This window comes from Azospira oryzae (genome assembly GCF_004217225.1).
GTDB lineage: Bacteria > Pseudomonadota > Gammaproteobacteria > Burkholderiales > Rhodocyclaceae > Azospira > Azospira oryzae.
Map to the genome: position 1 here is coordinate 1,053,132 of NZ_SHKM01000001.1, position 24,682 is coordinate 1,077,813.

Annotated in this window: 26 protein-coding genes and 2 riboswitches; of the genes, 17 read left to right on the forward strand and 9 right to left on the reverse strand. The window is 69.5% G+C overall.

All coding sequences use genetic code 11. The annotated features are described in order from the left end of the window. Positions 1 to 15: 15 nt before the first annotated feature. The 3 genes from EV678_RS04785 to EV678_RS16285 form a co-directional block, all read right to left on the reverse strand. Entirely contained in the window at positions 16 to 1,338 is a 1,323-nt protein-coding gene (locus EV678_RS04785) for an OprD family outer membrane porin (RefSeq protein WP_130458699.1), read from the reverse strand. An 8-nt stretch (positions 1,339 to 1,346) separates the two neighbouring features. Next, positions 1,347 to 2,741: a diguanylate cyclase gene (locus EV678_RS04790; protein ID WP_130458700.1), complete on the reverse strand. Its 1,395-nt coding sequence runs from the start codon at positions 2,739 to 2,741 to the stop codon at positions 1,347 to 1,349. 257 nt (positions 2,742 to 2,998) lie between these two features. Further along, entirely contained in the window at positions 2,999 to 3,868 is an 870-nt protein-coding gene (locus tag EV678_RS16285) for an acyl-CoA thioesterase (RefSeq protein WP_235832406.1), read from the reverse strand. 167 nt (positions 3,869 to 4,035) lie between these two features. Beyond that, positions 4,036 to 4,252: riboswitch (cobalamin riboswitch) on the reverse strand. A gap of 69 nt (positions 4,253 to 4,321) precedes the next feature. Further along, positions 4,322 to 4,535, forward strand: a riboswitch (cobalamin riboswitch). Between the two features lie 136 nt (positions 4,536 to 4,671). Between EV678_RS16285 and EV678_RS04800 the strand changes: the two genes are divergently transcribed. From EV678_RS04800 to cobA, 15 genes are read left to right on the forward strand one after another with little or no spacing between them, the layout of a single operon-like run. Continuing rightward, the gene (locus EV678_RS04800; protein ID WP_014237971.1) at positions 4,672 to 5,349 is read left to right on the forward strand and encodes an energy-coupling factor ABC transporter permease; all 678 of its coding nucleotides are present in this window, start codon (positions 4,672 to 4,674) and stop codon (positions 5,347 to 5,349) included. After that, the gene (locus EV678_RS04805) at positions 5,346 to 5,717 is read left to right on the forward strand and encodes an energy-coupling factor ABC transporter substrate-binding protein (protein ID WP_130458701.1); all 372 of its coding nucleotides are present in this window, start codon (positions 5,346 to 5,348) and stop codon (positions 5,715 to 5,717) included. The genes EV678_RS04800 and EV678_RS04805 overlap by 4 nt, the downstream gene beginning before the upstream one ends. After that, positions 5,711 to 6,442 carry a cobalt ECF transporter T component CbiQ gene (gene cbiQ / locus EV678_RS04810; protein ID WP_130458702.1) on the forward strand — a complete coding sequence of 244 codons (732 nt, stop codon included), beginning with the start codon at positions 5,711 to 5,713 and terminating at the stop codon, positions 6,440 to 6,442. The genes EV678_RS04805 and cbiQ overlap by 7 nt, the downstream gene beginning before the upstream one ends. Next, entirely contained in the window at positions 6,439 to 7,278 is an 840-nt protein-coding gene (locus EV678_RS04815; protein WP_130458703.1) for an energy-coupling factor ABC transporter ATP-binding protein, read from the forward strand. Before cbiQ ends, EV678_RS04815 begins: the two co-directional genes overlap by 4 nt. A 13-nt stretch (positions 7,279 to 7,291) precedes the next feature. Then, a complete protein-coding gene (cobM, locus tag EV678_RS04820) occupies positions 7,292 to 8,095 on the forward strand; it encodes a precorrin-4 C(11)-methyltransferase (protein WP_130458704.1) in 804 nt (267 codons plus the stop codon). A gap of 9 nt (positions 8,096 to 8,104) precedes the next feature. After that, entirely contained in the window at positions 8,105 to 9,091 is a 987-nt protein-coding gene (locus tag EV678_RS04825) for a sirohydrochlorin chelatase (protein WP_130458705.1), read from the forward strand. 3 nt (positions 9,092 to 9,094) lie between these two features. Further along, positions 9,095 to 9,775 (forward strand): precorrin-8X methylmutase, encoded by a 681-nt coding sequence (locus EV678_RS04830; RefSeq protein WP_026687354.1) that lies wholly within the window; start codon positions 9,095 to 9,097, stop codon positions 9,773 to 9,775. Beyond that, on the forward strand, positions 9,765 to 10,961 hold the full coding sequence (locus EV678_RS04835; protein ID WP_130458706.1) for a cobalt-precorrin-5B (C(1))-methyltransferase: 1,197 nt from the start codon (positions 9,765 to 9,767) through the stop codon (positions 10,959 to 10,961). The genes EV678_RS04830 and EV678_RS04835 overlap by 11 nt, the downstream gene beginning before the upstream one ends. Beyond that, a complete protein-coding gene (cbiE, locus tag EV678_RS04840; protein WP_130458707.1) occupies positions 10,954 to 12,246 on the forward strand; it encodes a precorrin-6y C5,15-methyltransferase (decarboxylating) subunit CbiE in 1,293 nt (430 codons plus the stop codon). The genes EV678_RS04835 and cbiE overlap by 8 nt, the downstream gene beginning before the upstream one ends. A gap of 3 nt (positions 12,247 to 12,249) precedes the next feature. Continuing rightward, positions 12,250 to 13,050, forward strand: a complete 801-nt coding sequence (gene cobI / locus EV678_RS04845; RefSeq protein WP_014237980.1) for a precorrin-2 C(20)-methyltransferase — start codon at positions 12,250 to 12,252, stop codon at positions 13,048 to 13,050. A 28-nt stretch (positions 13,051 to 13,078) separates the two neighbouring features. Then, complete coding sequence (locus EV678_RS04850; protein WP_014237981.1) at positions 13,079 to 13,864, forward strand: cobalamin biosynthesis central domain-containing protein; 786 nt, start codon at positions 13,079 to 13,081, stop codon at positions 13,862 to 13,864. Then, positions 13,861 to 14,268 carry a cobalamin biosynthesis protein gene (locus EV678_RS04855; protein ID WP_014237982.1) on the forward strand — a complete coding sequence of 136 codons (408 nt, stop codon included), beginning with the start codon at positions 13,861 to 13,863 and terminating at the stop codon, positions 14,266 to 14,268. Before EV678_RS04850 ends, EV678_RS04855 begins: the two co-directional genes overlap by 4 nt. Positions 14,269 to 14,309: 41 nt before the next feature. Beyond that, on the forward strand, positions 14,310 to 15,305 hold the full coding sequence (gene cobJ, locus EV678_RS04860) for a precorrin-3B C(17)-methyltransferase (protein ID WP_014237983.1): 996 nt from the start codon (positions 14,310 to 14,312) through the stop codon (positions 15,303 to 15,305). Then, positions 15,302 to 15,640 (forward strand): (2Fe-2S) ferredoxin domain-containing protein, encoded by a 339-nt coding sequence (locus tag EV678_RS04865; protein ID WP_014237984.1) that lies wholly within the window; start codon positions 15,302 to 15,304, stop codon positions 15,638 to 15,640. The genes cobJ and EV678_RS04865 overlap by 4 nt, the downstream gene beginning before the upstream one ends. Further along, entirely contained in the window at positions 15,637 to 16,404 is a 768-nt protein-coding gene (gene cobA, locus EV678_RS04870; RefSeq protein ID WP_130458708.1) for a uroporphyrinogen-III C-methyltransferase, read from the forward strand. Before EV678_RS04865 ends, cobA begins: the two co-directional genes overlap by 4 nt. 13 nt (positions 16,405 to 16,417) lie before the next feature. Here cobA and EV678_RS04875 read toward each other — a convergent pair whose 3' ends face one another. Continuing rightward, positions 16,418 to 16,708 carry a YkgJ family cysteine cluster protein gene (locus EV678_RS04875; protein WP_014237986.1) on the reverse strand — a complete coding sequence of 97 codons (291 nt, stop codon included), beginning with the start codon at positions 16,706 to 16,708 and terminating at the stop codon, positions 16,418 to 16,420. After that, complete coding sequence (locus EV678_RS04880) at positions 16,705 to 17,598, reverse strand: patatin-like phospholipase family protein (protein ID WP_130458709.1); 894 nt, start codon at positions 17,596 to 17,598, stop codon at positions 16,705 to 16,707. Before EV678_RS04880 ends, EV678_RS04875 begins: the two co-directional genes overlap by 4 nt. Before the next feature lie 107 nt (positions 17,599 to 17,705). Here EV678_RS04880 and aat point away from each other — a divergent pair, with 107 nt between their 5' ends. Both aat and EV678_RS04890 read left to right on the forward strand, forming a co-directional pair. Next, a complete protein-coding gene (aat, locus tag EV678_RS04885; RefSeq protein WP_130458710.1) occupies positions 17,706 to 18,422 on the forward strand; it encodes a leucyl/phenylalanyl-tRNA--protein transferase in 717 nt (238 codons plus the stop codon). Between the two features lie 5 nt (positions 18,423 to 18,427). Then, positions 18,428 to 19,201, forward strand: coding sequence for an arginyltransferase (locus EV678_RS04890; protein WP_130458711.1), 774 nt, complete (start codon positions 18,428 to 18,430; stop codon positions 19,199 to 19,201). Positions 19,202 to 19,205: 4 nt separating this feature from the next. On the opposite strand, the gene EV678_RS04895 is transcribed toward EV678_RS04890, so the two are convergent. From EV678_RS04895 to EV678_RS04910, 4 genes are all read right to left on the reverse strand, one after another. Then, positions 19,206 to 20,477, reverse strand: a complete 1,272-nt coding sequence (locus tag EV678_RS04895; RefSeq protein ID WP_130458712.1) for a PepSY-associated TM helix domain-containing protein — start codon at positions 20,475 to 20,477, stop codon at positions 19,206 to 19,208. A gap of 9 nt (positions 20,478 to 20,486) precedes the next feature. Continuing rightward, positions 20,487 to 22,913: a TonB-dependent receptor gene (locus EV678_RS04900; RefSeq protein WP_130458713.1), complete on the reverse strand. Its 2,427-nt coding sequence runs from the start codon at positions 22,911 to 22,913 to the stop codon at positions 20,487 to 20,489. A gap of 167 nt (positions 22,914 to 23,080) precedes the next feature. Continuing rightward, on the reverse strand, positions 23,081 to 24,100 hold the full coding sequence (locus tag EV678_RS16460; RefSeq protein WP_207222171.1) for a FecR domain-containing protein: 1,020 nt from the start codon (positions 24,098 to 24,100) through the stop codon (positions 23,081 to 23,083). After that, positions 24,097 to 24,609, reverse strand: coding sequence for a sigma-70 family RNA polymerase sigma factor (locus tag EV678_RS04910; protein WP_130458714.1), 513 nt, complete (start codon positions 24,607 to 24,609; stop codon positions 24,097 to 24,099). Before EV678_RS04910 ends, EV678_RS16460 begins: the two co-directional genes overlap by 4 nt. Positions 24,610 to 24,682 lie beyond the last annotated feature (73 nt).

Consider the following 24,682-nt stretch of genomic DNA (forward strand, 5'->3'; position numbering starts at 1 on the left):
GAAAATTGAGGGCCGCTAGAAGTCGTAGCGCAGGCCCAGGGTGAGGAAGTGGTTGTCGTAGCGGGAATGGGCCGAGCTGCGCGCTTCCAGGTGCAGCCGGGCCGAGACCCGGGGCGTCAGCCGGGCCCGGTAGATGAGGCTGTTGGCGATGATGTCGGCGCCGGGCAGGATGGCCTCGTCGATGTCCATGCGGGCGTGGCCCAGCAGCAGGCTGTGCTCCGGCAGGCCGTAGGGGCCCAGGTCCAGCAGCAGGGTGGCCTTGCGCAGGCGGCTGCGGGCGATGGCCGACATGGCGTCGTTCTCGGCGTAGAGATAGGGCATCAGCACGAATTCCGGATAGCCGCCCCAGTTGCCGTAGGCCGTCACGGTGCGCTGGTCGCCGCCGAAGCGGTTGGCCATCAGGGCCAGGCTGAGGCCGCTGGGGGCATGGGCCAGGGTGCCCTTGAGGCCCGCCAGGCCGTAGCTGGCGTTGAGTCCGTGGCGGGCCAGGTAGTCGCGGAAGGCCCCCACCTCCGACACCCGGTAGGCCTGGCCGTCGATGAGGGCGGTAAAGCCCCGGCCCAGGGGCTGCTTGAAGCGGCCGTCGGCATAGACGGTCTGCAGGGTGTCGCGGCCGTAGTAGTGCCACAGCTGCAGCTTGTGCTCCGCCTCGTAGGCCACCCCCGTCATCCACACGCCCCGGTGGCCGACCACGGTGGAGGGGTCCAGGGTCTCGCCGTTGCGCGCATCCGGCCGGCCCCGGCCGTCCACCAGCAGGGAGGTGTAGGTCTGCTGGGACATGCTGCGGAAATCGGAAAAGCTCACCAGGCCGTCCAGGCCCGACATCTGGCCGACGTAGCCCAGGGTCAGGGTGGTGCCGGGCAGCTCCCGGCTGCTCAGCACGTAGGCGTCGAACAGGTTGGGGATGATGCGGTATTCGTAGCTGTTGATGAGGGGCGACTGGATTTCCTGGCGCCCCAGGGTCAGGCGGCTGCGGCCCCGGCTGTAGATGAGCTGGGCCTCGCCCCACAGGGAATAGGGGCGCTTGTCCAGGCCGAACATGTAGGCGTCGGTCTGGCGCGGATTGTCCCGGGCCAGGCCCAGGTCCTGGGTGGTGTACCAGGCGGCCCGCAGGCGCCAGCCCCGGTAGTCGCCGCTCTCCAGGCCCAGCTTGCCGCCGAAGCCGGCGGTGTTCTGGTTCGGCCGGCCGCCCTTCTTGTCGTCGAAGACGTACATGGCCTTGCCGTAGCCGAAGAAGGTGGTGCCCGCCAGGGCCTCCGCCCCATCGTCCCCGGCCCGGCCCTGGACGGAGGCGCCCAGGAGGCAGGCCAGGCCCAGCAGGCGAAGGCAGCGCCCCACGCCAGCGCCTATTGCCATTCCACCCGGTTGCGGCCCAGGTCCTTGGCCCGGTACAGGGCGGCATCGGCCCGGGCCACGATGTCCTTGGCCTGGTCGTCGGGACGGTAGGTGGCGACCCCGAAGCTGGCGGTCTTCTGCCGCACCACCGGAAACTCGTTGAGCTCGAACACCCGGCGCAGGTCCTCGGCCAGCACCCGGGCCCCCGCCTCGTCCGTGTGGGGGCAGACCACCATGAATTCCTCGCCGCCCCAGCGGCCTGCCAGGTCCGTCTCCCGGGTGTGGCGCTGCAGCAGCCGGGCCACTTCCAGCAGCACCTGGTCTCCCGCCTGGTGGCCGTGGCAATCGTTCACCAGCTTGAAGTGGTCCAGGTCCAGCAGGATCAGGCTGAAGGGCTGGCCGAAACGCTGGGAGCGCTGGATTTCGCTTTCCAGCACCTCGTCCAGCTTCATGCGGTTGAACAGGCCGGTCAGCTTGTCGGTGACGGAAAGTCGCTCCAGCTCCCGGTTGAGGGCGCTCAGCTTGCGGTTGGAGTAGATGACCACGGCCAGGACGAAGGCGGCCACGGCCAGGCTCTTCCACAGCAGGCTGTAGTCGGTGTGCTGCTCCACCTTGATGGCCACGTGCCGGTTGGCGATGGCCTCCCGCTCCTGGGGCGTCACGGTGCGCACGCCCTTGTCCAGGATGTCCCGCAGCAGGGGCTCGTCCTTGACCACGCCGATGCGCAGCTGGTTGGTGTAGGCGGGAATCTGGCCGGCGATCTTGAGGTTGAACAGGCCTTCCTTGCGGATGGCGTAGGCGGCGACGATGAGGGAGCGCACCGTCAGGTCGGCCCTGCGCTCGGAAACCAGGGAGACGGCCTCCGGCTCGCTGCCGGTGAGGATCACCCGCAGGTTGGGGAAGTCCTTGCGGATGCGCTCCTCCACCATGGTGCCCCGGGGCAGGGCCACGCTCTCGCCGCTGAGGCCGAGGAGGTCGCCGACGAAGGCGTGCTCCTCCCGGGTGACGATGATGTTGGGGTCGGTGAACACGGGAGCGGTGAAATTCAGCCAGCGGTCCCGTTCCGGACTCTGGTTGAGAAAGCTCATGAGCTGGCAGCGCCCGGCCTTGGCGGCGGCCAGGCTTTCGTCCCAGGTCCGCACCGGCAGCAGCTCGATGCGCAGGCCGACCCGCTGGGCCACCAGCTGCACCAGGTCGGCGCCGATACCCTCGTGCCGCCCCTGCTCGTTGATGCGCTCGAAGGGCTCCCAGTCCGGATCGACGCACATCTTCACCGACTGCACCCTGTCCAGGTAGGCCTGCTCGGCAGCCGTGAAGACGATGGACGCCGGCTCGGAGGCGACGCCGGGCAGCGGACTCAGGGAAAGGCAGGCGGCGCACAGGGCCAGGGCTGTCTTGAGGGACATGGGGACTAGGCAGGTTGGAGGGATCGTCGCTGCCGATGCCCGGGCAGCCTGGGTTGCGGAAGGCGCCATGCCGATCACGGCACGGGCTCCGGCCCGTCTTCTTCTGTCGGCAGTATAACGGCCCGCCACCGCTGAATTGGCTCGACTATGTCACACCGCGGCGGGGGGCCGCTGCCCGGCCGGGCAGCCTGCCGCCTGCCGTTCCGGGCCGGAAACCGGGCGCCCGCCCCGGCTCTGGGGCGGGCGAAGGCCGGAGCCTAGGCCAGACGCCGCCCCAGGGGCTGGGGCACGGGCACCGGGCGGCCGTCGTAGCCCACCGCCACCATGATGAAGCGGCCCCGGGTGCACAGCCGGCGCTGGCCGGTGAGCAGGGCCTCGGCGTGCAGCAGCACTTCCACCGTCATGGAACTGTTGCCGATGGCCACCACCCGGGCCGCCAGGTCGGCGATCTCCCCCTCCAGCACCGGCGCATGGAAGTCGATGCGCTCGGAAGCGGCCATCACCACCGGCATGCGGGCCTGGCGGCTGGCCGCCACCATGGCCGCCTTGCCCAGCCAGGCCAGGGCCTGGCCGCCGAAGAGGCTGCCGTGGTGGTTGGTATGGCCGGGAAAGACCATCTCCACCATGGCCGTCACCGGGCCGATGCCGGGCAGCTGGGCGAAGCTCTCGTCGTCCTCCTGCAGCGGCGCCCCTGGACCGTCCACCGCCACCAGGGTGAAGTGGGCGGTGGCGCTGGTCTCCCTCAGCCCGGTGGCCAGGTCCTCCGCCGCCAGGGCCACCTCCACCTGCACCGAGCGCCGGCCCCGCTGCACCACCCGGCCGGACAGTTCCACCAGGCGCCCCTGGGGAATGGGCTTGCGGAAGTCGATGCGGCCGCTGCTGGCGGTGACCATGGGCCGGCGGGTCTCCCGGGTGGCCACCAGGAAGGCCAGTTTGTCCATCATGGCCATGGCGGAACCGCCGAAGAGGGTGCCGTGGTGGTTCACCTGTTCGGGGAAGACCACGTCCACCATGAGGGTGGCCTGCTGCTGCCGCGGCGAAGTGGATGAAGTGGGGGCGGGATTGGCTTCTACGGGCTGGACGGCCGTCCCCACGACGGCGCCGATTTCCATTGCTTCCATGCGCATGCGCAACTCCTTGGATGAAGCGGAGCGGGAGCATCGGAGAAGGGCGAACACCCCGGGCCGCGGCAAAGCGGCTCGGAGCGGCAGGCAGCCGAGAGCGGACAACGATGACAGTCAGGGAATGCGCGCATTTACCTTCCTCAGGGGACACCCCGCCCCAATTAGGATTGATATGAAGTAATGCCGCGGCAGGTCTCCTGACTTGCGGGTCGTCACGTTGCGCCAGCCTTCCCGGCAGTATCGCCAGTGGCAAAGAGTGGAGCGCAACGCTCGCCGCCTACAGTTGCGGGGGCAGTTCCGGACTGGAGTCAGGGCGTCGCCGCCCTGTCTCGCACCGGATTCCCTTTTCATCCCCTGGAGGGGGGAACCGAAGCGGGGCCAGTCTAACCCGCCCCGACCGATTCGCCAAACGCCGCGCCTGGCGCGGCGGATTGCCCAGCCCGGGGGGAGTGGGCTATCATCCGCCCCGATTCAGGTGCCGTGCCTCGCGCTCTGCGGGGACGGTGAAACGGGAAGCCGGTGACTCCAGGGACCACCCAGGATAGTCCGGCGCAGCCCCCGCTGCTGTAAGCCAGACGACGCTGCCTCACGCCACTGTGGTTCATCACGGGAAGGCCGGCAGGGAAGGATGAAGGCAAGCCAGAAGACCGGCCTGACATCACAAGTTGCACCATTCCCCGGGGTGACGGGAACGGTTCTGGTGATTTGCCGCCTCCTCGCTGTTCCATCCGCCGCGGCCCTTTATCCGACCTGCCACAACTCCCCCGCCTGGTGCGCCACCGTCATGCTCGCCGAGGGAGAGACTCATGCACATCATGGAAGGCTTCCTGCCCATCGAACACGCCGTGGGCTGGAGCGTCGCCGCCGCCCCCTTCGTCGCCTGGGGCATCCGTTCCGTGAACCGCCGCATCCGCGAAAATCCCGAGCAGCGCATGCTGCTGGGAGTGGCCGCCGCCTTCACCTTCGTCCTCTCGGCCCTGAAGCTGCCCTCGGTCACCGGCAGCTGTTCACACCCCACCGGCACCGGCCTGGGCGCCGTGCTCTTCGGCCCTGCCGCCATGGCCCCCATCGGCGCCGTGGTGCTGCTGTTCCAGGCCCTGCTGCTGGCCCACGGCGGCCTCACCACCCTGGGCGCCAACATTTTCTCCATGGCCGTGGTGGGACCCTTCGCCGCCTACGGCATCTTCGCCCTGGCCCGCCGCCTCAAGGCCTCCCTGGCGGTGAGCGTGTTCCTCGCCGCCAGCCTGGCGGACCTGCTCACCTACGTCACCACCTCGGTGCAACTGGCCTGGGCCTTCCCCGATCCGGTGGGCGGCTTTGGCGCCTCCTTCCTCAAGTTCGCCGGCATCTTCGCCCTCACCCAGATTCCCCTGGCCATCAGCGAGGGCCTGCTCACCGTGGTCATCTGCAACGCCCTGGCCCGCTTCAACCCGCAGGAACTGCAGGACCTGGGCGTGGCCCCGGCGCCGGAGGTGCGGGCATGAAGCGCCACCAGAACCTGCTGCTGCTCATCGCCGTGGTGCTGCTGGCGGCCCTGCCCCTGTGGCTGGTGGAACGGCCCCTGGGGCCGGACGGCCAGCCGGCGGAAATCTTCGGCGGCGCCGACAGCGAGGCCCAGGCCCTCATCACCCGCATCGCCCCGGACTACCAGCCCTGGTTCCAGCCCCTGCTGGAGCCGGCCAGCGGCGAGATCGCCTCCCTCCTCTTCGCCCTGCAGGCGGCCCTCGGCGCCGGCTTCATCGGCTATTACCTGGGCTGCGCCCGCACCCGGGAAAAGCTGCGCCGGGAACAACGACGCGGTGAAGCGGCAGCCCGGCGCGAAGACGAGGACCAGGAAGGGCCGGCGTGCTGATCGAGCAGTCGGCCTACGCCAACCGCTGGCGCGGCGTGGCGCCCCAGGCCAAGGGCCTCTTCGCCCTGGGCGGGGTGACGGCCGCCTTCGTCGCCGCCGCCACCCCGGCCGCCGGGCTCGGCGTGGCCGCCCTGCTGGCGGCCGTGACCATTGGCGGCGCCCGGGTATCGCCCCTGCTCTATCTGCGGGTAGCGGCCCCGGCCCTCTTCTTCCTCGCCATCAGCGCCCTCTCCCTGGCCGTCTCCGTGGATGGGGGCGGCCTGCAGGCCACCGCCGCCGGCACCCACCAGGCCGCCGTGGTGGCGACCCGCTCCCTGGGCGCCCTGGCAGCCCTGCTGTTCCTGGTGCTGACCACGCCCCTGAGCGACCTCATCGCCCTGCTGCGCCGCCTGCGCACCCCCGAGGTGCTGCTGGACATCATGGTGCTGTGCTACCGCACCCTGTTCGTCTTCGCCGCCGCCCTGCAGGACATGCGCGCCGCCCAGGCCGCCCGCCTCGGCCACCTGGACCGCAGCCGCCTGCTGCGCAGCCTGGGGCAGATGGCCGCCCACCTCACCCTGCAGGTGTGGCAACGTTCCCACGCCCTGCACCTGGCGGCCCTGGCCCGCAACAACGACGGCCCCCTGCGCTTCCTCGGCAGCCGCCACCCCCACGCCCGGCGCGATGCCGGCCTGGCCGGCGTGGCCGCCCTGGCCCTGGTGCTGCTTGCCTGGAGCGGCCGGTGAGCGTGCCCCTGCTGCAGCTGGAGGACGTGCACTACCGCTACCCGGATGGCAGCGCGGGCCTGGCCGGCTGTTCCCTGAGCGTTTCCCGGGGCAGCCGCAACGCCCTCATCGGCGCCAACGGCTCGGGCAAGACCACCCTCTTCCAGCACTGCAACGGCCTGCTGCGCCCCGCCACCGGCCGGGTGCACTACGCCGGCACCCCAGTGGACTACGGCCGGGCCGGCCTGCGCGCCCTGCGCAGCAAGGTGGGCCTGGTCTTCCAGAATCCGGACCGGCAGCTTTTTTCCGCCAGCGTGCGGGAGGACGTCTCCTTCGGCCCCCTCAACCTGGGCCTGAGTGATGCCACCGTCGCCGCCCGGGTGGAAGCCGCCCTGCAGGCCGTGGGCATGGACGACCTGGCCCACAAGCCGGTGCAGAACCTGAGCTTCGGCCAGAAGAAGCGGGTCTGCATCGCCGGCGTGCTGGCCATGGAGCCGGAGCTCTTGGTGCTGGACGAACCCATGGCCGGCCTCGACCAGGCCATGCAGGAGGAACTGCTGGCGGTGCTGGACGGCCTGCACCGCCGGGGCATGACCATCCTCCTGGCCACCCACGACATCCACTTCGCCTACCGCTGGGCCGACCGCATCCACCTCATGGCCGCCGGCCGCTGCTGCGCCAGCTTCGACGCCCCGGCCCTGGCCGGGCACGAGGCCGAGCTGGCCGCCATCGGCCTGCGCCTGCCCTCGGTGATCGGCCTGGAACGGCAGCTGCGGCAGCGCGGCCTGCTCCGCGGCGCCCCCCCCATCCACAGCTGCAGCGCCCTCCTGGCCCAGCTGCAACAAGAAGACTGCTGAGAAGGAACATGCCATGACCCCAGCCACCCTCGGCAAGATCTGGTTCGTCGGCGCCGGCCCCGGCGACCCGGACCTCATCACCGTCAAGGGCCGCCGCCTGCTGGAACAGGCCGGCGCCATCCTCTTTGCCGGCTCCCTGGTGGACCAGGCTGCCACCCTCTACGCCCCGCCGGGCTGCGAGATCCGGGACTCCAAGGACATGACCCTGGAGGAAATGACCTACTGGCTGCTCCAGGCCAGCCGCCGCCACCAGACCGTGGTGCGACTGCAGACCGGCGACCCGGGCCTCTACGGCGCCCTGGTGGAAATGACCCGGCCCCTGGACGAGGTGGGCGTACCCTGGGCCGTGGTGCCAGGCGTCTCCTCGGCCCTGGCCTCCGCCGCCGCGGCGGGCGAGACCCTGACCCTGCCGGAAGTGACCCAGACGGTGATCCTCACCCGGGTCGCCGGCCGCACCCCCATGCCCCCGGGGGAGGAACTGGAGGCCCTGGCCGCCCACCGTTCCACCCTCTGCATCTTCCTTTCCATCACCCTGCTGCACGAGGTGCAGCGCGCCCTGCTGGCCGCCGGCTGGCCGGAGGAAGCGCCCATCCTGGTGGTGCAGAAGGCCTCCTGGCCCGGGGAGGAAAAGATCGTGCGCGGCACCATCGCGGACATCAAGAAAAAGTGCCAGGCGGAAAAGATCGCCGCCCAGGCCATGATCATCGCCAGCCCGGCCCTCGGCGCCCGGGACTGGGAGGACATCGCCCGCTCCAAGCTCTACGACCCCAGCTTCACCCACCGCTTCCGCAAGGCCAGCGTGGGCGAGGCCTCCTGAGAAATGCCCATGACCTTCAGTGCCCAAGACACCACCCTGCTCCTGGTCGGCCACGGTTCCCGCAACCGGGACGGCAACAAGGAAATCCTCCATTTCGCCGCCCAGTGGCGGGAACGCCACCCCGGCTGGCGCATCGAGGTGTGCTTCATCGAGCACGCCGAGGTGCTGCTGGATGAGGGCCTGAACCGGGCCGCCGGCAATGCGAAGAAGGTGGTGGTGATCCCCTTCATCCTCAACGCCGCCGGCCACGTGAAAATGGAGCTGCCCCACGCCGTGGAAGAGGCACGAGCCCGCCACCCGGGCGTGGACTTCCAGGTGGTGCGCCACCTGGGCATGGGCCGGGAGATTTTCGAGGTGCTGCAGGGCCAGCTGGACCGGCTGATGAAGCAGCTGGACATGCCCGACCCCTGCACCACCGGCGTCATCCTGCTGGGTCGCGGTTCGTCGGACGCCGGCGCCAACGGCGAGCTGGCCAAGATGGCCCGCTGGATCTTCGAGGACAACGACCACGAGCTGGTGGACATCGCCTTCACCGGCGTCACCTGGCCCCGGCTGGAAACCGCCGTGCAGCGCCAGGTCAAGCTGGGCATGACCCAGGTGGCCATCGTTCCGGTCTATCTCTTTACCGGCGTGCTCATGGAGCGCATCAAGGCCCAGGCCGAGCGCCTGCAGCGCCAGTATCCCCAGGTGGCCTTCGCCCTGGGCACCCACTTCGGCTTCGACAAGGGCATCTTCGACCTGCTGGATGCCAAGGTGGGCGGCGATGAACTGCCCGAAGGCAGCCTGCTCGAATGCGACGGCTGCAAGTACCGCCTGGCCGCCGAGGACGAGCACCTGCACGACCACAGCCACACCGCCACCCACGAGCACGGACATGAGCATGGCCACGCCCACGGCGGCTGCGGCCACCAACATGGGGGCAAACATGATCACGATCATGGTCACGGCCATTGCCATGGGCACAATCACTCCCACGATCATCACTCCCACGGGTAAGCCATGAACCACAACGCCAACGTCGTCACCGAACAGCTCACCGCCGCCGGCCGCGCCATCGAGCACGATTCCTTCGCCATCATCGATGCCGAAGCCGGCCCCCACGCCTACAGCGCCGACCAGTGGCCGGTGGTGCGGCGCATGATCCACGCCAATGCCGACTTCGAATTCAACGGCCTCACCGACTTCCATCCGGCAGCGGTGGAAGCGGGCCTGGCCGCCATCCTCAAGGGCGGCACCCCCATCGTGGCGGACGTGGAAATGATCTGCGTCGGCCTCTCCGCCAGCCGCCTCAAGCACTTCGGCGTCACCACCCACCACTTCATTTCCGACGCCGACGTCATCGCCCAGGCCCAGGCCGAGGACACCACCCGGGCCGTGCAGGCCATGCGCAAGGCCCACCGCCAGGGCCTGCTGGACGGGGCCATCGTCGGCATCGGCAACGCCCCCACGGCCCTCATCGAAGTGGTACGCCTGATCAAGGAAGAAGGGGCCCGCCCGGCCCTGGTCATCGGCATGCCCGTGGGCTTCGTCTCCGCCGCCGAATCCAAGGACCTGATGGCCGAAGTGCAGGACGTGCCCTGGATCGTCATCCGCGGCCGCAAGGGCGGCTCCACCCTGGTGGTGGCGGCCATCCACGCCCTCCTCGGCGTCGCCGAAGCCCGCCAGCGCAATGCCGCCTGAAGCCGCCAACAGCGCTCCCGTGAACAGCGAAGCGCCGCCGCCGGCCGAGAAGGTCCGCAAGGGCACGGCCAAGCGGGAACGGGGCAACCGCACCGGTTTCACCACCGGCGCCAACTCGGCGGCGGCGGCGGTGGCCGCCACCCAGGGCCTGGTCCAGGGCCAAGTGCCAGCCCAGATTTTCTGCCGCCTGCCCAACGGCCAGGAAGTGCCCTTCCAGATCACCGACGGCCGCGTCGAGGGCGAAGGCATGCCCCTGCGGGCCCACGCCGTCAGCATCAAGGATGCCGGCGACGATCCGGACGCCACCCACGGCGCCCACATGACCGCCGACGTGGTGCGCATTCCCGGTGGCGGCGGCCAGGTCATCCTCAAGGGCGGCCCGGGCGTCGGCGTCGTCACCAAGGAAGGCCTGGGCCTGGAAGTGGGCGGCCCGGCCATCAACCCGGTGCCCCGGCGCAACATCAGCGACAACGTGGCCCGGGCCGGTGCTGCCATCCTGGCCGCCGGCGACAGCCTGGAGGTGACCATTTCCGTGCCCGGCGGCGAGGAGATGGCGAAGAAGACCCTCAATGCCCGCCTCGGCATCCTGGGCGGCATTTCCATCCTCGGCACCACCGGCATCGTGCGCCCCTATTCCACCGCCGCCTTCCGCGCCAGCGTGGTCCAGGCGGTGGACGTGGCGGCGCGCCAGGGCCAGACCAGCGTGGTGTTCACCACCGGCGGCCGCACCGAAAAATTCGCCATGAAGCAGTTGCCGCAGCTGCAGGAAGCCTGTTTCGTGCAGATGGGGGACTTCGTCAAGGCCGCCTTCCAGAGCGCCATCAAGCGCAAGATGCAGCACGTCTACATCGGCGCCATGGTGGGCAAGCTGACCAAGATGGGCCAGGGCCTGGCCGTGACCCACGCCTGGAAGCAGGAAATTGACCGGGACCTGCTGGCCGCCTGCGCCACCGAAGTGGGCGCCCCCGCCGACCTGGTGGAGGAAATCCGCAACGCCGAGACGGCCCGCTTCGCCGCCGAGCGCCTGGCCCTGCTGGGCCTCACCGTGCCCTTCCACCGGGCCCTGGCCATCCACGCCATGCAGAGCCTGCGGGCCTGCCACCCGGGCCCCTACCAACTCACCGTGCTGGTCTGCGATTTCGAAGGCCAGTTCATCTGTCGCGTCGAAGAGGGCGAAAGTGTCTAAACAACCCTACTGCACCGTCCTCGGCATCCTGGACGACGGCTGGGCCGGCCTGCCGGACTCTTCCCGCCACTGCCTGCAATCCGCCGGCCTCATCGTCGGCGCCGGCCGCACCCTGGCCCTGGTACAAGCCCACCTGCCCGCCGGCGCCTCCCTGAAGGACATGGACGGCAAGCTGGGCCAGGTGCCCGGCTGGATTCAACAAGCTGCCGCTGACGGCCTGCGCACTGTCGTGCTGGCCACCGGCGACCCCCTCTGCCACGGCATGGCCAGCTATCTGGTGGGCAAGCTGGGGGCCGAATCGGTCACCGTGCTGCCCGCCCCCTCCACCCTGCAACTGGCCTTCGCCCGCTTCCAGCGGCCCTGGCAGGACTACCGCATTTCCACCTGCCACACCGCCGATGCGGGCGAATGGCAGTTCGGCACCACCCCGGACAACGGCCTCTACAAGCTGATCCGGGCCATCGCCGAGTATCCGAAAGTGGCGGCCTTCACCGGCCCGGACAACAACCCGGCCCGCCTGGCCCGGGCCCTGCTGGCCGCGGGCTACGGTGAAGAGATTCGCCTGTCGGTGGCCGCCAAGCTGGCCCTGCCGGACGAGCAACTGTTCCCCGACCTCTCCCTGGAACAGGCTGCGGCCATGAGCTTCCCCGACCCCAATGTGGTGCTGGTGGAACGCCAGGTGGCCGACCCGCGCGCCATCTTCGGCTTCGACGACCTGGATTTCGTCCAGCGCCAGCCGGAGAAGGGTCTCATCACCAAGCTGGAGGCCCGGGCCCTGTCGCTGGCCAAGCTGGGTCTCAAGCCCGACAGCGTGGTGTGGGACATCGGCGCCGGTTCCGGCTCCGTCGGCCTGGAAGCCAGCCGCCTGTGCCGCCACGGCCACGTCTATGCCATCGAAAAAAACGAGGGCGACGCCGCCAACGCGAAAGAAAACGCCCTGCGTTTCCAGGCCACCAACTACACCCTGCGCCACGGCAAGGCCCCGGAAGGGCTGGAGACCTGGCCCGATCCGGACGCGGTCTTCGTCGGCGGCTCCGGCGGCGAACTGGCGGCCCTCATCGAGCTGATCCTCACCCGCTTGAAGCCCAACGGCCGCCTGGTGATGAACTTCGTCACCCTGGAAAACCTGGCCACCGCCACCACGGCTTTGGCCGCTGCGGTGGAGAAATTCGGAGCGAACTGGGACGTGACCCAGCTCCAGGCCAGCCGCAGCCAGCCCATCCTGGACATGCACCGCATGGCCGCCCAGAACCCCATTTGGATAGTGTCAGCAAAGAAGAGCTAAACCATGACCGACAAGAAATACGGCCGCCTCATCGGCGCCTCCCTGGGTCCCGGCGACCCCGAACTGATCACCCGCCGCGCCTGGACCGTGCTCAACGGCGACGCCCGCTGGCTCTATCCGGTGAAGAAGGCCGAGGAAAGCTCCTACGCCCTCTCCATCGTCACCCGGGGTGGTCTGGAAGTGCCCGCCGACGCCGAGGAACTGGTGTTCCCCATGACCCGGGACGCCGAGATCCTGACCAAGGCCTGGGCCCGGGCCGCCGCCCGTACCGTGGAACTGCTGGCCGAGGGGCGGGACCTGGTGTTCCTGGTGGAAGGCGATGCCTCCACCTTCGCCACCTTCGGCCACCTGGCCCGGGTGGTGCGGGAGCTGGTGCCGGAAGTTGAGGTGGAAACCATCCCCGGCGTCTCCTCCTTTGCCGCCGCCGCTGCCACCACCGGCACCACCCTGGCCGAGGAAGACGAGACCCTGGCGGTGATCCCCGCCGCCTACGGCGTGGAGGTCATCGACCACCTGCTGGACGAGTTCGACACCCTGGTGCTGCTCAAGGTGAAACCCCTGGTGGATGAAGTGCTGGAACTCCTGGAGCGGCGCGAGCTGCTCAGCACCAGCTGCTTCATCGAGAAGGTGGGTTCCCCCGACGAGCGCATCGTGCGCGACGTGGCCTCCCTCAAGGGCGAGAAGGTGAATTACCTCTCCCTCATGCTGGTGCAGAACCCCAAGCGCCAGCGCGGCGAACTGCGCCGGGGCTGCCGCAAGCGCAAGGCCGAGGCCGAACAGCCCAAAGAAACGGCTGCCGCCTGAACAGTTTTGCCCCAACCCAAAAAATAAAATGACTATTCCCCTCCCCTTCCCCAACGAGAGAATCGCCGTCGTCTCCATCACCCGCCACGGCATTGCCCTGGCGGGCAAGGTGGTGGCGGCCCTGCCCGGCGCCCGCCTGTTCGCCCCGGAGAAATTCCGGGCCGAGGCGGAAGCCGCAGTTGCCAGCACTCCTGGCGCGGCAGCCACCTACAGCGGCAAGACCGGCGACCAGATTCCCGCCCTCTTCGCCAACTTCGACGGCATCGTCGCCATCGTCTCCCTGGGCGCCCTGGTGCGCCTCATCGCCCCCCACCTCAAGGACAAGGAACAGGACCCGGGGGTGGTGGTGGTGGACGAGGCCGGGCGCTTTGCCATTCCCATGCTCTCCGGCCACCTGGGCGGCGCCAACGCCCTGGCCGGCATCCTGGCGGCCAGCCTGGGCGCCACCCCGGTGCTCACCACCGCCTCCGACTCCCGCCAGACCCTGGGCGTGGACCTGCTGGGCCGGGAGCTGGGCTGGACCTTCGAGGCAACCCACGACGAGGTGGTGAAGGCCAGCGCCGCCGTGGTGAACGACGAGCCGGTGGCCCTGGTGCAGGAAGCCGGCAGCCCCGACTGGTGGCCGCGCCACGCCAATGGCCGCAGCGGCCCGGTGCCCGCCAATATCAAGCAGTTCAGCCGCCTGGAAGAGGTGGACCTGGACAGCGTCGCTGCCGTGCTGTGGATCAGCCACCGCCCCCTGCCGCCGGAACTGGCGCCCCGCCTGGCAGGCCGCCTGGTCACCTACCGGCCGCCCGTGGAGCAAGGCGCTTGAGCCTGGGCAGCCGCAGAGTGGCGCTGGGCCTGGGCTGCGACCGGGGCACCCCGGAGGCGACCATTGCGCAAGCCGTGCAGGAGGCCCTGGCCGCCGCCGGCCTCGCCCCGGAACAGGTGGCGGCCGGTGCCAGCATCACCCTGAAGGCGGACGAGGTGGGCCTGCTGGGCTTTGCCGAACGCTTTGGCCTCACCCTCACCTTCTACCCGCCGGAAGTGCTGGCCACCGTGCCCGTGCCCAACCCGTCGGAGACGGTGCGCAAGTACACAGGCACCCCGTCGGTGTCGGAAGCCGCCGCCCTGCTGGCCGCCGGCACCGACATGAGCCGGCTGCTGATCGAAAAACACAAGCTGCGGGGTCCGGACGGGCGTAACGCCACCGTCTCCATCGCCCTGCTGCCCTGAGCCCGACCACTGCATTCACTGAATTTCCGAGGAACGATTTCATGACCGACATTCAAACCAACGCCCCGGCCAAGACCGGCAAGATCATGCTGGTGGGCCTGGGCCCCGGCGCCGTGGAACACATGACCGGCCGCGCCCGGGCCGCCATCGCCGAAGCCGACACCATCATCGGCTACGTCACCTATGTGCGCCTGGTGGCCGACCTGATCGACGGCAAGGAAGTGATCAAGAAGTCCATGACCGAAGAGCTGGACCGGGCCATCGAAGCCCTGGACCGGGCCAAGCAGGGCAAGAAGGTGGCCCTGATTTCCTCCGGCGACGCCGGCGTGTACGGCATGGCCGGCCCCACTTTCGAGGTGCTGTTCCAGGCCGGCTGGACCCCGGAATCGGACATCGAGGTGGAAATCGTCCCCGGCGCCTCGGCGCTGAACACCTGCGCCGCCCTGGTGGGCGCGCCCCTGACCCACGACTTCTGCGCCATCTCCCTCTCCGACCTGCTCACCCCCTGGCCCACCATCGCCCGCCGCCTGGATGCGGTGGCCTACGCCGATTTCGTGGTGGCCCTGTACAACCCCAAGAGCGGCCGCCGTACCCGCCAGATCCAGGAAGCCCAGCGCATTTTCCTGCGCCACCGGGACCCCAAGACCCCGGTGGCCATCGTCAAGAGCGCCTTCCGCCCCAAGCAGCGGCTGGAATTCACCACCCTGGAAAAGATGGCCGAGGCCGACATCGGCATGCTGTCCACCGTGCTCATCGGCAACTCCAACACCTTCATCCGGGATGGCCTGATGGTCACCCCCCGGGGCTATGCCAACAAGTACGACGTGGCCGAGGGTGAACGTTCCACCAAGGGCGGCGAGCAGGCCGGCCGCTCCCTTTCCACCGGCCTCAACGGCTGGCTGGAAGCCATCCGCGACAGCGGCAAGAGCGCCGCCGAACTGGCCGTGGAATACCGCCTGCCGGAGGACTACATCGCCGCCGCCCTGGCCGCCGGCCCGGAAGCGGCGGACGAAACCGAAGCCGAGGCGGAAGCATGAGCGAAGTCAGCAAGCCCCGCATCGGCGACTACCGCCGCCACCTGCTGGTGTGCACCGGCCCCCGCTGCACCCAGAACGGCGAGGGCCAGGCCCTCTTCGACTCCCTGGGCGACAAGCTCAAGGCCGCCGGTCTCACCGAGGGCGAGCTGCGGGTCAAGCGTTCCCGCGTCAATTGCTTCGCCGCCTGCAAGGGCGGCCCGGTGATGTGCGTGCAGCCCGACGGCACCTGGTACTACAACGTCACCGCCGACAACCTGGAGCGCATCGTCGAGGAGCACCTGAAGCATGGCCGCCCCGTGGACGATCTGGTTTTCCACCAGGGGCCCGGCCTGTGAGCCGGGTCTGGTCGGAACAGGCGCCGGGCAGCGTCTCCCTGGTGGGGGCCGGCCCCGGCGATGCGGAACTGCTGACCCTGCGTGCCTGGCGGCGCCTGCAGACGGCGGAAGTGCTGGTCTACGACAATCTGGTGGGTCCGGGCATCGTCGATTTCGCCCCGGTGACGGCGGAGCGCATCTACGTCGGCAAATCTGCCGGCAACCACACCCTGCCCCAGGAGGACATCTGCCAACTGCTGCTGGAGAAGGCCCGGGAAGGCAAGCGGGTGGTGCGCCTCAAGGGCGGCGATCCCTTCGTATTCGGCCGCGGCGGCGAGGAGATGGACGTGCTGCTGCAACAGGCGGTGCCGGTGGAAATCGTGCCCGGCATCACCGCCGCCCTGGGGGCCGGCGCCAGTTTCGGCTTTCCCCTGACCCACCGGGACCATGCCCAGAGCTGCGTCTTCGTCACCGGCCACCTCAAGGACCAGGCCCTGGAACTGAACTGGCAGGCCCTGGCCCAGCCCAACCAGACCCTGGTGATCTACATGGGCATCCACGGCCTGGAACGCATCGCCGCCGGCCTGCAGGGCGCCGGCCTGGCCCCGGAAACGCCGGCGGCCCTGGTCTATCGCGCCACCTGGCCGGAACAGCGGCTCCACGCCTGCACCCTGGCCACCCTGGCGGCGACGGCCCAGCGCCACGGCATCAAGCCGCCGACCCTGCTGGTCATCGGCAGCGTGGTGGCCCTGGCCGCCCCGGAACGGCCCTCCGCCCTGGTCTGAGGCCGGCCTTGGGTCAGGCCGGCAGGCCGGCGGCCCGCTGCTCCAGGCAGTCGTAATCCCCCGCCTGGTAGTCGCGGCAGATGAAGGGACGCTGCTCGTAGATGGTGCACAGCATGGTGCGGCGATCCAGGGCGGCGCACCAGCCGTCCTCCAGGCGGTGCATGATCCAGCCGCCCCAGGGGTCCTGCCGGGTCAGGGCTTCGGGCACCTCGTCGTCGCCCCCCAGCAGCATCACCTCCAGCTTGCAGCAGCAGGCCCGGCAGGTGGCGCAGGTGACGTTCTCCTCGGCGGCCACGGCGCTCACCGGATACCCAGCTTGGCGCGGATCAGGGGCAGGGCCGCCTGGGCCGCCCGTTCCCCTTCCAGGATGGCGTCGTTGCGGGACTTGAAGTCGGTGGAGCCGATGCCCGGAATGTCGGGGCGGATAACGACGTCGGCCTCCTTCATCTCCGCCTGGCCCAGGTGGCTGCCCATGATGGCGAAGGTCTGCAGGAGCACCTCCATGAGGCCGGAAACCTTGCCGTTCTTCGGCTTGCTGGAAATGTCCACGGCGATCACCACCTCGCCGCCCATGGCCCGGGCGGCCCGCACCGGCACCGGGCTGACCAGGCCGCCGTCCACGTACTCGCGGCCGTTGATGGTGACCGGCTGGAAGACGCCGGGCACGCTGCTGGAGGCCCGCACCGCCATGCCCGTGTTGCCGCTGCGGAAGGTCACCGCCTCGCCGCTCTTGAGATCGGTGGCGACGGCGGCGAAGGGCTTCTTCAGCTTTTCCATGGGCTGCTGCTTCACCGCCTCGTTGATGAACTTCTGCAGGGCCTCGCCCTTGAGCACGCCCCGATCCGCCAGGGACCAGTCGGTGATGGCCGATTCGTCCAGCTTCATGGCCAGCTTCTGCAATTCGTAGCCGGAATAGCCGGCGGCATAGAGGGCGCCGACGACGGAGCCGGCGCTGGTGCCGATCACCATGTCCGGCACGATGCCGTGGGATTCCAGGGTCTTGATCACCCCCACGTGGGCAAAGCCCCGGGCGGCACCGCCCCCCAGGGCCAGCACCACCTTGGGCGGCGGATGGCCCACCGTCGCCGCAGCCGCCGCCGGGGCCTCCGTCCGATCCAGGGTGACGCAGGCGCAAAGCAGCAGGGAAGCGGCCCCCAGGAGGGCGCCAAGGCAGGTACGACGGGCAGAATACATGGAGGTCTCGCAGAATTTTCCCGGGCGCTGGCCCGGGGCAAGGGCCACATTATAATGAGCCCCACCCCGGCCCGCCTTTCCACCTTTGCCTCCAGCTGAAAGCAACCATGCTGCCCTGGCTCACCGCAGCCCACGAATTCCCGCCCCTCGCCACCGCCCTCAGCGAGCCCAACGGCCTGCTGGCCGTGGGCGGCGACCTGGCGCCGGAACGCCTGCTGGCGGCCTACCGGCGCGGCATCTTCCCCTGGTATTCGCCCGGGGAGCCGATCCTGTGGTGGAGCCCGGACCCGCGCATGGTGCTGTTCCCCGCCGAATTCAAGGTTTCCCGCTCCCTCGGCCGGACCCTGCGCCGGGGCGGCTACGAGGTGCGCCTGGACACGGCCTTCGCCCGGGTCATCGCCGCCTGCGCCCAGACGCCGCGGCGGGGCCAGCACGGCACCTGGATCGTGCCGGAGATGCAGGCCGCCTACCGCCACCTGCATGAACTCGGGCTGGCCCATTCGGTCGAAACCTGGGTGGATGGCGAACTGGTCGGCGGCCTCTACGGCATCGCCCTGGGACGCATGTTCTACGGCGAATCCATGTTCTCCTGGCGCAGCGACGCCTCCAAGATCGCCGTCGCCCATCTCGCCCGCTACCTGGAAAGGCTCGGATTCGGCATGGTAGATTGCCAGATGCACACCGCCCACCTGGCCTCCCTCGGCGCCCGGGAAATTCCCCGGGACGATTTCATCGCCCGCCTCGACGCCCTGGTGGCCGCGGGGCCCGCCCCCGGCCCCTGGCCGGCGGCAGATGCAAGCCACCTGTGGCATAGCGCAGCCTGACCGACATGTCCCAACTCAACGACTCGTCCCTGCCCTTTTCCCTGCTGCAGTTCTACGCCACCTCGCCCTACGGCTGCAGCTACCTGCCGGAGCAGCAGGCCCGTTCCCAGGTGGCCACGCCCACCCACCTGATCAACACGGAAATCTACAGCGAGCTGGTGCGGGCCGGCTTCCGCCGCAGCGGCGTGTTCACCTACCGTCCCTGGTGCGATGCCTGCCGCGCCTGCGTGCCGGCGCGCATCCCGGTGCAGCGCTTCGCCCCGGACCGGACCCAGCGGCGGGTGGCCCGCCAGCACGAAAACCTGGTGGCCCGGGAAGTGCCCCTGGAATTCGCCGCCAGCCACTACGAGCTGTACCAGCGCTACCAGGCCAACCGCCACGCCGGCGGCGGCATGGACCAGGACAGCCACGAGCAGTACGCCCACTTCCTGCTGCAAAGCCGGGTGGACACCCGGCTGGTGGAATTCCTCGAACCCGGGAGCGGCGCCGTGCGCATGGTCAGCGTCATCGACGTGCTCACCGACGGCCTCTCCTCCGTCTACACCTTCTACGACCCGGACGTGCCCGGCGCCAGCTACGGCACCTACAACATCCTGTGGCAGATCCAGCAGTGCCGGGAACTGGGCCTGCCCCACCTGTACCTAGGCTACTGGATCGGCGCCAGCCGCAAGATGGCCTACAAGATCCGCTTCAAGCCCCTGGAAGGGCTGGTGGACGGAGAATGGCAGGAACTGGAGGCGATCGCCGCCGCCCAGACTGAGCCAGCCCCCCAGCCCTGATCCTTCAGGCAGGCCCCAGCACTGGCACCTCCTGCTGCAATTCCCGGCGCCGCCGCCCCCGGCGCTTCTTCCACCAGATATAGACCCCGGTCGCCGACAGCACGGCCACCGCCAGGCCCATCAGGGAAATGAGGATGCGCCCGGGCAGGCCCAGGATGCGGCCGGAGTGGACGGGGAACTGGAGTTGCACGAAGACGTCCGCCGCCGTTCCCTGCCAGGGCACCCGCTCGCCCAGGATGCGGCCGTCCTGGCCGTCCAGATAGAGGGATTTGACCTTCATGTTGCCGAAGTCGTCCCCAGGCTCGTTGAACTGGACGCCGTAGATGCCGTATTGCAGGGTGTAGAAGAGGCTGCCGGCAGGCTCCGTCCAGCCCCGGGCCCGGGCCGCCGTCTCGGCCGCGGCGATCGCTTCGGCGTAGCTGAGGTGGGGGGCGATGGGCTGCTCCAGGGGACGCATGGGACGCTGGGTGAAGGGGTCCGGCGTCAGGGTGGAGACGGCGGCCAGCACCGGGCGGAACACTTCCTGGTAGAGGTTGAGGGAGACGGAGGACAGGGCCAGGAGGAACAGCAGGCTCCAGGTCCACAGGCTGCCGGCCCGGTGCAGGTCGAAGTTGAACTTGTAGGCGCCGGCGCCGCGGCGGATTTTCCAGGAGGTGCTCCAGCGTGCCCACCAGGAGCGGCGTTCGGCCTGTCCTGCCCCGACAGGCGCATCCAGCCTTCCTTTGCGGCGACCTGCCGGCAGGGTCAGCACCACGGCGACGAAACAGTCCAGCAGCCAGAGCAGGGCGACGCCTCCCATGAACCAGTAGCCCCAGCGGTTTTTGCCGCCGAAGTCGGGGATGTGCAGGCTGTAGTGCAGCTTGTAGAGAAAGGGCAGCAGGTTTTCCCGGGACAGGGAAAGGCCGCCCCACTCCCGCCGCCCCCGGATTTCGCCGCTCACCGGGTCGGCAAAGACCTGGTTGTAGCCCGGCGCGAAAAGCTTGCCGGTGGCCGGATCGAGCCGGGGCCGCACGCCCAGTTGCAGGTTGTGCCCCGGCTCCAACTGCAGAGGCAGGAAGGTGACCTGGATGCGCGGGTCCGCCGCCTCCACCCGCCGCACCACTTCCAGGGGCGGCAGGGGCTGCCCCGGGGTGACGGCCTCGAACAGGTGGTCGTTGAGCCACTCGTCCAGTTCGTGGTCCCAGGAGATGACGGCCCCGGTGAGGCCGGCCACGACCAGGAACAGGGCCATGGCCAGGCCGACCCAGCGGTGCAGCAGGGAACAGAAACGCCGCATGGAAAGCCCTTAGAAATCCACCGTGGCGGAGAGGGTCAGGGTGCGGGGGGCGCCCAGGGTCAGGTAGCCGCCGGTGGCGGAAGCCCAGTAGTTCTTGTCCGCCAGGTTCTCGATGTTGGCCCGCAGCACCACGGCCTGGCTGCCGGCCTGGAAGCCGTAGCGCACGCCGGCGTCGAAGCGGGTCCAGGCCGGCACTTCCTGGGTGTTGGCCGTATCCAGGTACTGCTTGCCGGTATGCACCATGCGCCCCACCACCGCCAGGCCGGGCACGCCGGGCACGTCGTACTCGCCGCTCAGGTTGGCCAGGAACCTGGCCACGCCGATGGCCTGCTTGCCCACGTTGGCGGCGCTGGCGGCCTGTTCCAGCTTGGCATCCATGACCGTGATGCCGCCGATGAGGCGCAGGTTGCGGCTGGCTTCGCCGAAGAGGCTCAGTTCCAGGCCCCGGTTCACCTGCTCGCCGCTGACTTCATAGACATTGGTGCCCGGATTGGTGGCGGCGCTCAGCTGGTTCACCTCGAACAGGGCGGCGCTGGCGGCGATGCGGCCGAAGTCGGCCTTGGCCCCCACTTCCTTCTGCTTGGAGCGGAAAGGCGCCAGGGCCTGGCCCTGGTTGGCGGTGCCGGTGGGAGCGACGCCGCCTTGCAGCAGGCCTTCGATGTAGTTGGCGTAGAGGGAGAGATTGTCGGCCGCCTTCACCACCAGGCCGGCGGAGGGGGTGGTGACGGAAACGTCGTACACCGAACTCTGCACCCCGCTGCCGTAGGCATAGTTGCCCACCAGGGCCTTCTGCTGGCGGGCGCCCAGGGTCAGCAGCACCTTGTCCTGCAAGAAGCCCAGGGTGTCGGCCACGGCGATGCTGGAGAGGCGGGTGTCGGCGGTGCGCTGGGGATTGTTGAGGTCGCCACCGAAGAAGGCCAGGCCGGGCTTGGCCAGGTCCGCCGGGTTGTAGATGTTGGTGTTCTGGGCCGGCCAGGACATGGCCCAGGCATTGCGCCCCACCAGGTTGGTGCGGCTGGCGGAAAGGCTGACCCGGTGGCTGACGCCGCCGGTGACGAATTTGCCGCGCAGGCCGGCCTCGCCGGTGGACACGTCTTCCTCGTGGGGCACTTCGAAGCGGGAAAGGGTGGCGTTGCCGTTGCTGCTGTTCACCGTCGGCGTGGCGTAGATGCCCAGTTCCTTGTTGTAGCGCACGCCGTAGGCAGCGTAGGCGGTCCAGTCCTGGTTCAGGTCGTACTCGCCGCGCACGGCGGCGAAGGTGTCCTCGGTGTCGGAATAGCTCCAGGAGGGCGCGAAGTTGCGGCTGGCGTCCGGGGCCGTGGGCACGGCCACGCCGGCAGCCACCTGCACGTTGGGCCGGCCCTGGCGGATCTTGCTCTTCTGGTAGCCGAAGTCGGCGGAGAGGCGCAGCTTGTCGCCGCGGAAATCTAGGCCCACGGCCAGCATGTCCAGGCTGCGCTTTTCCCGATCGATGGAACCCTCGCCGTCCCGGCTCAGGGCATTGACCCGCACGCCCACGGACTGGTCCGGGCCGAAGCGGCGGCCGATATCCACATGGCCGCCGAAGAGGGAATCGCCGTGCAGGGTGCCGGTCACCTGGGTCACCGGCAGCTCGCCGGCCCGCTTGGGCACCAGGTTGATGCTGCCACCCATGCCGGAATTGCCGGAGGCCATGCCGTTGAGGAAGGCATTGGCGCCGCGGAACACTTCCACCCGCTCCAGCATTTCCACCGCCACGTACTGCCGCGGCAGCAGGCCGTAGAGGCCGTTGAAGCCCAGGTCGTCGGCGTAGAGGGGCAGGCCGCGCACCGTATAGGCCTCGGCATAGTTGCCGTAGCCGCGATAGACCCGCACCGCCGGATCGTTGGCCACCACGTCGGCCACGCTCTTGGCGGCCTGGTCCTGCATCAACTGGGAGGTATAGGCGGCGGTGGCGAAGGGGGTATCCATCATGTCCAGGTCCCCCAGCAGGCCGACCCGGCTGCCCCGGGCCATCTGGCCGCCGGCATAGGGTTTGGGCTGCTGGCCGGGCTGGCCAGCGCTGTTGGCGGTGACGGCCACCGTGGCCAGGGCCGCCTCCTTGCCGCTGCCGGCGGGCAGGCGGCGCAGGGTATAGCCACCGCTGTTCTGGGGCACCGCTTCCAGGCCGCTGCCGGCCAGGATGCGCTCCAGCCCCTGGGCGACACCGTAGCTGCCCTGAAGACCGCTGCTCTGCTTGCCTTCGGTGAGGGCGGCATCAACGGATAGAAGCACCCCGGCCTCGGCGGCGAACTGGCTGAGGACCCGGCTCAAGGTGCCAGCCGCAATGCTGTAGCTGCGTGCCGCCGCCTGGGCCTGGGCCGCCGGCATCAGGGCGGGCGTCAGCAGGGGGGCGGCGACGAAGGCCAGTTGCAGGGCCAGCACCAGGGGCCGGCGGGAAGGTTGGGCGAAGGACATGGGGAAACCTCTATCAATGCGTGGAAGATGTGCGCCGCAGGGGGCTCATCTGCATTGCCGAGGGGGAAACGAAAAAGGGAACCGGGGAGGAAAAAAATTTCAGGCGCCTGCCCAAAACTGCTCCTTATCTGCGCCAGGAGGCCGGAGTGAACGGCGCCGGAGGAACCTCAGCGGGGCTCCACGCTGACCCACCAGGGCAGGGTGCGGCGCACCCGCAGGGGCAGGCTTTCCTCCAGGCTGGCCAGGATGCGGTCCGTATCTCCCAGGGGGAAGGCGCCCACCAGGCGCAGCTCAGCCACCGCCGGGTCCCAGCCCAGGTGGCCGCTGCGGTAGCGGGACAGCTCGGCGAGGAAGTCGCCCAGGCGCATGTCGTCGGCCACCAGCATGCCCCGGCTCCAGGCCTGGCGTGCCGTCTGGGCCGGCACCGGGGTGGCGACGCCATTCCGGTCGTAGCGCACTTCCTGGCCGGCGGCGATCACCTGCCGGGCCCCGGGCTGGTCATGGGGCGTGATTTCCACCGCCCCGGCGAACACCGCCAGGGATTCGCCGGCACCGGCGTCTTCGTCCCGGCGCACCAGGAAGCGAGTACCCAGGGGCCGCAGCAGGCCTTCCGGCGTAGCCAGGCGCAGGGGCCGGAGCGCCGCTTCGTCGTCCACGCCCGGCTCGCCCTTGCCCGTTTCCACCAGCACCTCACCGCGCAGCAGGCTCAGGCGGCGCTCGCCGGCTTGGAAGCGCACGCTGATGGCGCTGTCGGTGTTGAGCCAGACCCGGGTACCATCGGCCAGTTGCACTTCCCGGGTTTCGCCCCGGGCCGTCTCGAAATCTGCCGTTTCGCCGGGCCACAGCCCCAGGCGGCGACCGCCCCAGGCCATGCCGCCGACGGCGGCGAACAGCACCAGGGCCTTCATTGCCTGGCGCCGCTGCATGCGGCGCTGGCGACTGCCCGCCTCCACCGCCAGCCGGGCCGCTTCGCCGGACTGGCCGGCACGGGGCAGGCTGGCAAAACTGCGGCTCACCGCCTCCACCTGCTGCCAGGCCCGGCGATGTTCCTCCCGGGCTTCGAGCCAGGCCTGCCAGCGCTGCCGTTCGGCGGCGCTGACGCCCGGGTCGTGGAGCACGGCAAACCATTCAGCCGCCGCCTGCAGCACCCGGTAGTCGGTGGCCTGAATGCCGGCCCGGGCGCTCAAGCGACGCCTCCGGCCAACAGGCAGTGGAGCATGGCCCGGGCCATGTACTTCTTCACCATGCGCTCGGAAACACCCAGGCGCTCGCCGATCTCCCGGTAGCCCAGGCCATCGAGCTGGGCCAGGAGGAAGGCCTGGCGCACCTTTTCCGGCAGGGCCGCGAGCAGGGCCTCGATTTCCAGCAGGGCCTCCAGCACCAGGGCCCGCTCCTCCGGCGACGGAGCCAGGGCCTCGGGCTGCCAGGCCAGGGCTTCCAGGTAGGCCCGTTCGATCTCCAGGCGCCGCCAGTGGTCCACCACCAGGCCGTGGGCCACCGTGGTCAGGTAGGCCCGGGGTTCCCGCAGCCCCTCCAGGTTTTCCCGCCGCAGAATGCGGCAGAAGGTGTCCTGGGCCAAATCGGCGGCACTCTCGGCGCAACCCAGCTTGTGCCGCAGCCAGGAACGCAGCCACCCGCCGTGCTCCCGGTAGAGGGCGGCCACGGCCAGATCGGATTGGGAAAGGACGGCGCTCATGGCAAAGGAAAGAAACGAATAAGAATTATTCTTATTGTAGAACGGAAAAACCTGTACGAAAAGCCATCCCCAC